The organism is Stenotrophomonas maltophilia, from assembly GCF_002799245.1.
Lineage (GTDB): Bacteria > Pseudomonadota > Gammaproteobacteria > Xanthomonadales > Xanthomonadaceae > Stenotrophomonas > Stenotrophomonas maltophilia_S.
The window spans coordinates 131676-139361 of record NZ_NEQV01000009.1 but is presented as its reverse complement, the minus strand read 5'-3'; the positions used below and the strand labels follow the sequence as shown (position 1 = coordinate 139361).

Sequence of the window (7686 nt, the reverse complement as noted above, 5' to 3'; positions counted from 1 at the left end):
CTGGCCAGAAAGCTGGCCAGGATTGCCTGGGGCGTCTTCAAGAGCGGCCGGGAGTTCGATCCGACCATGCTGAAAGTGGGTCAAGCCTGCTTCCAGCAGGCTTGATCTCGAACATAGGATCTCGGCTCTACAGGTGTTTCCCGGTAGTGCCGGCCGCTGGCCGGCAACCCTGGATCAGCCGAGAATCCCCGGCAGATCCAGCCCCTTTTCCTTCGCGCAGTCGATCGCGATTTCATATCCCGCATCGGCATGGCGCATCACGCCGGTGGCCGGGTCGTTCCACAGCACGCGACCGATGCGCTTGGCTGCCGCTTCGGTGCCGTCGCAGACGATCACCATGCCGGCATGCTGCGAGAAGCCCATGCCGACGCCGCCGCCGTGGTGCAGCGACACCCAGGTCGCGCCGCTGGCGGTGTTGAGCAGGGCATTCAACAGCGGCCAATCGGACACGGCGTCGGAGCCGTCGGCCATCGCTTCGGTTTCGCGGTTCGGCGAAGCCACGCTGCCGCTGTCCAGGTGGTCACGGCCGATCACCACCGGCGCCTTCAGTTCGCCGTTGGCCACCATCTCGTTGAAGGCCAGCCCCAGGCGATCGCGGTCGCCCAGGCCCACCCAGCAGATGCGTGCCGGCAGGCCCTGGAACTTGATCTTCTCGGCGGCCATGTCCAGCCAGCGGTGCAGGTGCGGGTTGTCCGGAATCAGTTCCTTCACTTTGGCATCGGTCTTGGCGATGTCTTCCGGATCGCCGCTCAGTGCGGCCCAGCGGAACGGGCCGACGCCACGGCAGAACAGCGGGCGGATGTAGGCTGGCACGAAACCGGGGAAGTCGAAGGCATTGGCCACGCCTTCCTCCAGCGCCATCTGCCGCAGGTTGTTGCCGTAGTCCACGGTCGGCACGCCCAGCGCGTGGAAGCCGAGCATGGCGCGGATGTGGTTGGCCATCGATGCACGTGCAGCCTTTTCCACTTCCTTCGGCGCGGAGACGCGCTTTTCATCCCACTGCTCGACCGTCCAGCCTTGGGGCAGGTAGCCGTTCACCGGGTCGTGCGCGGAGGTCTGGTCGGTCAGCAGGTCCGGCTTCACGCCGCGCTTGAGCAGTTCGGCCAGCACATCGGCGACGTTGCCGAGCAGGCCCACCGACTTCGGCGTGCCGGCCTTGCAGGCTTCGTCGATCAGCCGCAGCGCTTCATCCAGGTTGTCGGTCCAGGTGTCGAGGTAGCCGGTACGCAGGCGCATGTCGATGCTGCTCTTGCGGCATTCGACGGCGAGGCAGGAGGCGCCGGCCATCACTGCAGCCAGCGGCTGTGCGCCGCCCATGCCGCCCAGGCCGCCGGTGAACAGCCATTTGCCGGTCAGGTCGCCACCGAAATGCTGGCGCCCCATCTCCACGAAGGTCTCGTAGGTGCCCTGCACGATGCCCTGCGCGCCGATGTAGATCCAGCTGCCCGCGGTCATCTGGCCGTACATGGCCAGGCCCTTCCTGTCCAGTTCGTTGAAGTGGTCCCAGTTGGCCCAGCGCGGCACCAGGTTGGAATTGGCGATCAGCACGCGCGGCGCATCGGCATGGGTGCGGAACACGCCCACCGGCTTGCCCGACTGCACCAGCAGGGTCTGGTCGTCGTCCAGGCGCTTGAGCGTTTCGACGATGGCATCGAAGCTTTCCCAGTCGCGCGCGGCGCGGCCGATGCCGCCGTACACCACCAGTTCCTGCGGACGCTCGGCCACGTCCGGGTGCAGGTTGTTCATCAGCATGCGCAGCGGCGCTTCGGTCAGCCAGCTCTTGGCATTGAGCGTGGTGCCGGTGGGCGCGGCGATGGTGCGGGACGGGTCGTTGCGGGTCATGCGGCGCTCCGGTTCGTTGCGAATTCAAGGCAGGCGTTGAGCACCTGCGCCAGGGTGTGGCGCAGCGGTGCGGCGTGGTCGGGGTCGAGCGGGGTGGGCCAGCTGTGTTCGTCCACCTGGTCCGGCAGGGGTTCGTGCATGTAGCCACGGCAGGCCAGTTCCATCTGCAGGCTGTGCACGCCGCCGGCGATGTTGCTGTAGTGGCGCGTGATCCAGCCGCCCTTGAAGCGGCCGTTGCGCACCTGGCTCATGCCGCTGAGCGCCAGCAGGTTCTCCACCACGTCGCTCAGGGCGTTGTCGCAGGAGGTGTCCGGCGCGCCGGATGGGCCGGCGGTGCCGAGATTGAACTGTGGCAGCTCACCCTCGAACAGGTGCGGGATGTGCGAGCGGATCGAGTGCGCGTCATACACCACGACAGTGCCGAACTTCGCGCGCAGGCGGGTGATCTGCGCGGCCAGCGCATCGTGGTAAGGCAGGAAATAGGTATCGCGGCGGCGGGCGATTTCCGCGGCATCCGGTTCGCGTCCGGCGTGGTAAAGCGGCTGGTTGTCGAACGTGGTCAGCGGGCACAGGCCAGTTGTGTTCTGGCCCGGATACAGCGACACGCCGCTGGGATCGCGATTGAGATCGATCACCGAACGGGAGATCGCCGAGCGCACCGTGGTCGCGCCCATGCCACGCACGAAGTCGTACAGGTCGTGCACCCACCAGTCGGCGTCGCGCCGCGCCAGCCACGGCGAGTGGTAGTGGCCCATCAGCTCGTGCGGAAGCTCGCTGCCGGTATGCGGGAAGCTGACGATCAATGGGGCATCGCCCTCATGTACCGTCAGCCAATCGGGATGGGCACTCATGCCTGCGGTTCCACGGTCGGCAGCTCCACGCCTGGCAACAGATGGGCCAGGCCCTGCGCCAGCGCGCCGCTGCGCACCAGGTTCGTGGCGGTCACCATGTCCGGATGGAAATAGCGGTCTTCTTCCAGCGTCGGCACCTGCGCACGCAGGGTGGCGCGCACGGATTCCAGCGCGGTACTGGAACGCAGCGGGGCGTGGAAGTCGCAGCCCTGCGCAGCGGCCAGCAGTTCGATGCCGATCACGTTGGCCGCGTTCTCGGCCATCTGCATCAAGCGCCGCGCACCATGCGCGGCCATCGACACATGGTCTTCCTGGTTGGCCGAGGTCGGGATCGAATCAACACTGGCCGGGTAGGCGCGCTGCTTGTTTTCCGAGACCAGCGCAGCGGCGGTCACCTGCGGAATCATGAAGCCGGAATTCAGGCCGGGGCGCGGGGTCAGGAATGCCGGCAGGCCGGACAGTGCCGGGTCCACCAGCATCGCCAGGCGGCGCTCACTGATCGAACCGATCTCGCACACCGCCATCGCCAGCATGTCGGCGGCGAAGGCCACCGGTTCGGCATGGAAGTTGCCGCCGGACAGCGCTTCGCCGGTATCGGTGAACACCAGCGGATTGTCGGACACGCCGTTGGCTTCGATTTCCAGCGTGGTGGCGGCCTGGCGCAGGATGTCCAGTGCCGCGCCCATCACCTGCGGCTGGCAGCGCAGGCAGTACGGGTCCTGCACGCGCACGTCGTTGTCACGGTGCGATTCGCGGATGCCCGAGCCCTGCATCAGCGTGCGCAGGGTAGCGGCGGTGGCGATCTGCCCGCGCTGGCCACGAATGGCGTGGATGCGCGGGTCGAACGGCGTGTCCGAACCCTTGGCCGCTTCCACCGACAGCGCGCCGGTAACCAGCGCGGCCTGGAACACGGTCTCGATCTCGAACAGGCCAGCCAGCGCGTAGGCGGTGGAGAACTGGGTACCGTTGAGCAGCGCCAGGCCCTCTTTCGCGCCCAGCTCGATCGGCTGCAGGCCGGCACGTGCCAGCGCATCGACCGCCGGCAGGCGTTCGTCACCGATGAAGGCTTCGCCCACGCCCAGCATCACGCTGGCCAGGTGCGAGAGCGGAGCGAGGTCGCCCGAGGCACCCACCGAGCCCTGTGCCGGCACCACAGGCAGCACGCCCTTGACCAGCATCGCTTCCAGCAGCAGCAGGGTTTCCTCGCGGATGCCCGAAGCACCCTGCGCCAGGCTGACCAGCTTCAGCGCCATCATCAGTCGCACCACGCTGGCCGGCATCGGCTCGCCCACACCGGCGGCATGCGAAAGCACGATGTTCCGCTGCAGGGTGGCCAGGTCTTCGCGCTCGATGCGCACGCTGGCCAGCTTGCCGAAGCCGGTGTTGATGCCATACACCGGCGCGCCCTTGGCGACGATGGCGGCGACTGCCGCAGCACTGGCACGCACCACCGGCAGCGCGGCCGGGTCCAGTGCGAGCGGCGCACCGCGATAGGCCTGCCGCCACTGGGCGAGAGTGACATGGCCGGGGCGAAGAACCAGGGTGTTGCTCATGTGTTGCTCCAGGAGGCAGGCAGGTCGGGCTGTCCGCGCACCACGCGCGCGTGCAGCGGGTTGAATCCAATGCGGTAGACCAGGTCGGCGGGCGCGTCGATGTCCCAGATCGCCAGGTCGCAATCCATGCCCACGGCCAGGCGGCCGATGCGCTCGCCATGGCCCAGTGCGCGCGCCGCTTCACGGGTGAAGCCGGCGATGCACTCGTCCACGGTCAGGCGGAACAGGGTGGCGCCCATGTTCATCGCAAGCAGCGGGCTGGTCAGCGGCGAGGTGCCCGGGTTGCTGTCGGTGGCCAGCGCCAGCGGCACGCCGGCCGCACGAAGCGCGGCGATCGGTGGCAGGGTGGTATCGCGGGTGAAATAGAAGGCGCCGGGCAGCAGCACCGCGACAGTGCCGGCGGCGGCCATCGCGGCGATGCCGGCATCGTCCAGATGTTCGATATGGTCGGCCGACAGTGCGCCGAAGCTGGCCGCCAGTTCGGCGCCATGCTGGTTGCTCAGCTGCTCGGCGTGGATCTTCACCGCCAGCCCGTTGGCCCGTGCCGCTTCGAAGACCTGCCGCGCCTGCGCGGGCGAGAAGGCGATGTTCTCGCAGAACACGTCCACCGCTTCGGCCAGTCCTTCGGCGGCGATGGCCGGAATCATCACCTCACACACCTCATCGGTGTACTCCTGTGCTTCGCGGCCCGGCGGAATCGCGTGCGCGCCGAGGAAGGTGGTCACCACGGAGACCCGGCATTCCTCGCCCAGTGCGCGCGCGACCTGCAGCTGCTTGCGTTCGTCGGGCAGGGTCAGGCCGTAGCCGGACTTGATCTCGAGGGTGGTCACGCCCTCGGCGCGCATCGCCAGCAGCCGCGGGCGGCTTTCGCGGGCCAGCTGTTCCGGCGTCGCAGCGCGGGTGGCGTGCACGGTGGAGACGATGCCGCCGCCGGCACGGGCGATGTCGGCATAGCTGACGCCCTGCAGGCGCTGCTCGAATTCGTTGGCGCGGTTGCCGGCGTAGACCAGGTGGGTGTGGCAGTCGATCAGGCCCGGCGAGATCCAGCGGCCTTCGCCGTCGATGCGGGTGGTCGGCTGCAGATGGCCATCACTGCCGGCCGTGCCGACATGGACGATGCGCCCGTCGGCGCAGGCCAGCACGCCATCGCGGATGACACCCAGCCCCTCGCCGTCGAGGGTGATCAGGTGGACGTTGGACCAGAGGGTATCGACGTGCATGGCATCCACAACGCGGCTGTGCTTATATGTCTATACAATATAGGTGTCCATTTCGGGTTGTCCAGCCATGTCCGATTCGCGTTCCCCGCACTGTTTCCATGCCGCCCACGCCCTGCTGGTCGACGGCTGGGCCCGCGATGTCCGCCTGCAGGTGCAGGACGGCCGCATCTCGGCGATCAGCACGGGGCAGGGCGCCCAGCACGGCGACACCCGCATCGGCATCCTGGTGCCGGGCCTGCCCAACCTGCACAGCCACGCCTTCCAGCGCGGCATGGCTGGCCTGACCGAGATCGGCGGCGGTGACGGTGACAGCTTCTGGAGCTGGCGCGAGCTGATGTACCGCTTCCTGGCTCATCTGCGCCCGGACGCGGTGCAGGCCATCGCCGCGCAGGCCTATATGGAAATGCTGGAAAGCGGCTTCACCCGCGTCGGCGAATTCCATTACCTGCACCACGAAGCAGAGGGCCGCCCGTACGCCAACCGCGCCGAGATGAGTGCACGGCTTGCCGCTGCCGCCGACCAGACCGGCATCGGCCTGACCCTGCTGCCGGTGTTCTATGCGCATGCCGATTTCGGCGGAGCGGAACCGAATCCCGCGCAACGTCGCCTGATCCACGATGTGGACGGGTTCGCGCAGCTGCTGGACGCCGCGAAGCCGGCATTGGCCGCGCTGCCCGACGCGGTGCTCGGCATCGCACCGCACAGCCTGCGTGCGGTCACGGGGGAGGAACTGAGCGCCCTGCTGCCGCTTACCGACGGCCCGGTGCACATCCATATCGCCGAGCAGGTGCGCGAAGTCGAGGCCTGCCTGGCCTGGAGTGGCCAGCGCCCGGTGCAGTGGCTGTACAACCATGCGCCGGTCGATGCGCGCTGGTGCCTGGTGCACGCCACCCACATCACCGATGACGAGCGCGCGGCCATCGTTGCCAGCCAGGCCGTGGCCGGGCTGTGCCCGATCACCGAAGCCAACCTGGGCGACGGCCTGTTCCCGATGCAGGCGTTCGCGCGCGAAGGCGGGCGCTTCGGTGTCGGTTCCGATTCCAATGTGCTGATCGATGCGGCCGAAGAGCTGCGCCTGCTCGAATACGGCCAGCGCCTGACCCTGCGCGGGCGCAACGTGCTGGCGCCGGACGCCAGCCGCAGCAGCGGGCGCTTCCTGTTCGAGGGCGCGCTGCACGGTGGCGCCCAGGCCCTGGGCGTGGCCGCTGGCCTGCAGGTCGGCGCCAGCGCAGATCTGGTCGAGCTGGATGCCACGCACCCCACGCTTCAGGCGCGACAGGATGACGCATGGCTTGACAGCTGGGTGTTCGCCGCACGTAATGGCGCGCTGCGATCGGTCTGGCGCCATGGCCGCCAATGCGTGGCCGAGGGCCGCCACCTGCAGCGCGAGGCGATCACCACCGCCTTCGCCACCGCCCTGCGCGGCGTGCTGGGCTGATCGCCTCCCGCCACCGAGATCCCCTTACGTGAAGGCAAGCAAGTCCGCCACGCTCAACCAGCGTATCCGCAGCGATCTGGAAAGCCGCATCCTCAGCGGAGAGTGGGCGCCGGGCTTCCGGATTCCGTACGAGCACGAGCTGATGGAGCAGTACGGCTGCTCGCGGATGACAGTGAACAAGGTGCTGACCGCACTGGCCGAGAGCGGCATGATCGAGCGCCGCCGCCGCGCGGGCTCATTCGTGGCGCGGCAACCCCCGCACCTGGAGCAGGTGGCGCTGGAGATTCCCGATATCGCGATGGAGGTGGGCTCGCGCGGACATCAGTACGCCTACCGACTGCTGCAGCGCGACCTGCGCCTGGCCGATGCAGGCAATGCCGGTGAAGTGGAGCTGGCCGGCCAGGAAACCCTGCTGGCGATGCGCTGCCTGCATCTGGCCGACGGCCGCCCGCTGGCGCTGGAGCATCGCCTGATCAGCCCGGTGGGGGTGCCCGAGGTGCTGGAGGTCGATTTCAGCACCACCGCGCCGGGCAGCTGGTTGCTGCAGAACGTGTCGTGGACCCGCGCCCAGCACCGCATCAGCGCCTGGGGCGCCGACACCGCCACCGCCAAACTGCTGGAAGTGAAGCCTGGCACCGCCTGCCTGGTGATCGAGCGCCTGACCTGGCGTGGCGAGCAGCCGATCACCCGCGTGCGCCAGGTGTTCCTCGGCGATGCCTGGGACCTGGTCGCGCGCTTCGCGCCGGGGGCGCGCTAGGGACGTATCCACGCATGGCGTGGGT

At 68.4% G+C, this 7686-nt stretch carries 6 protein-coding genes and 1 pseudogene; 3 read left to right on the top strand and 4 right to left on the bottom strand.

Features of this window, described 5'->3' with window-relative positions:
- Positions 1-105 (top strand): annotated as a pseudogene (locus tag B9Y64_RS22650) (IS110 family transposase); the annotation flags it as partial.
- Between the two features lie 69 nt (positions 106-174).
- Here B9Y64_RS22650 and hutU read toward each other — a convergent pair.
- Genes hutU through hutI form a run of 4 tightly spaced genes read right to left on the bottom strand, consistent with a single transcriptional unit; the run spans position 175 to position 5466 of the window.
- Positions 175-1842, bottom strand: coding sequence for a urocanate hydratase (gene hutU / locus B9Y64_RS21245; protein ID WP_100442334.1), 1668 nt, complete (start codon positions 1840-1842; stop codon positions 175-177).
- The gene (gene hutG, locus B9Y64_RS21240; RefSeq protein WP_100442333.1) at positions 1839-2693 is read right to left on the bottom strand and encodes an N-formylglutamate deformylase; all 855 of its coding nucleotides are present in this window, start codon (positions 2691-2693) and stop codon (positions 1839-1841) included. The genes hutU and hutG overlap by 4 nt, the downstream gene beginning before the upstream one ends.
- On the bottom strand, positions 2690-4246 hold the full coding sequence (hutH, locus tag B9Y64_RS21235) for a histidine ammonia-lyase (RefSeq protein ID WP_100442332.1): 1557 nt from the start codon (positions 4244-4246) through the stop codon (positions 2690-2692). Before hutH ends, hutG begins: the two co-directional genes overlap by 4 nt.
- Positions 4243-5466: an imidazolonepropionase gene (hutI, locus tag B9Y64_RS21230; RefSeq protein ID WP_100442343.1), complete on the bottom strand. Its 1224-nt coding sequence runs from the start codon at positions 5464-5466 to the stop codon at positions 4243-4245. The genes hutH and hutI overlap by 4 nt, the downstream gene beginning before the upstream one ends.
- 67 nt (positions 5467-5533) lie before the next feature.
- Between hutI and B9Y64_RS21225 the strand changes: the two genes are divergently transcribed.
- A complete protein-coding gene (locus B9Y64_RS21225; RefSeq protein WP_100442331.1) occupies positions 5534-6904 on the top strand; it encodes a formimidoylglutamate deiminase in 1371 nt (456 codons plus the stop codon).
- Between the two features lie 28 nt (positions 6905-6932).
- Positions 6933-7661, top strand: a complete 729-nt coding sequence (hutC, locus tag B9Y64_RS21220) for a histidine utilization repressor (protein WP_100442330.1) — start codon at positions 6933-6935, stop codon at positions 7659-7661.
- Positions 7662-7686 lie beyond the last annotated feature (25 nt).

Bases quoted from the DNA above. Each gene is read 5' to 3' on its own strand.
- hutU (WP_100442334.1), bottom strand. From the start codon at position 1,842: ATGACCCGCAACGACCCGTCCCGCACCATCGCCGCGCCCACCGGCACC.
- hutG (WP_100442333.1), bottom strand. From the start codon at position 2,693: ATGAGTGCCCATCCCGATTGGCTGACGGTACATGAGGGCGATGCCCCA.
- hutH (WP_100442332.1), bottom strand. From the start codon at position 4,246: ATGAGCAACACCCTGGTTCTTCGCCCCGGCCATGTCACTCTCGCCCAG.
- B9Y64_RS21225 (WP_100442331.1), top strand. From the start codon at position 5,534: ATGTCCGATTCGCGTTCCCCGCACTGTTTCCATGCCGCCCACGCCCTG.
- hutI (WP_100442343.1), bottom strand. From the start codon at position 5,466: ATGCACGTCGATACCCTCTGGTCCAACGTCCACCTGATCACCCTCGAC.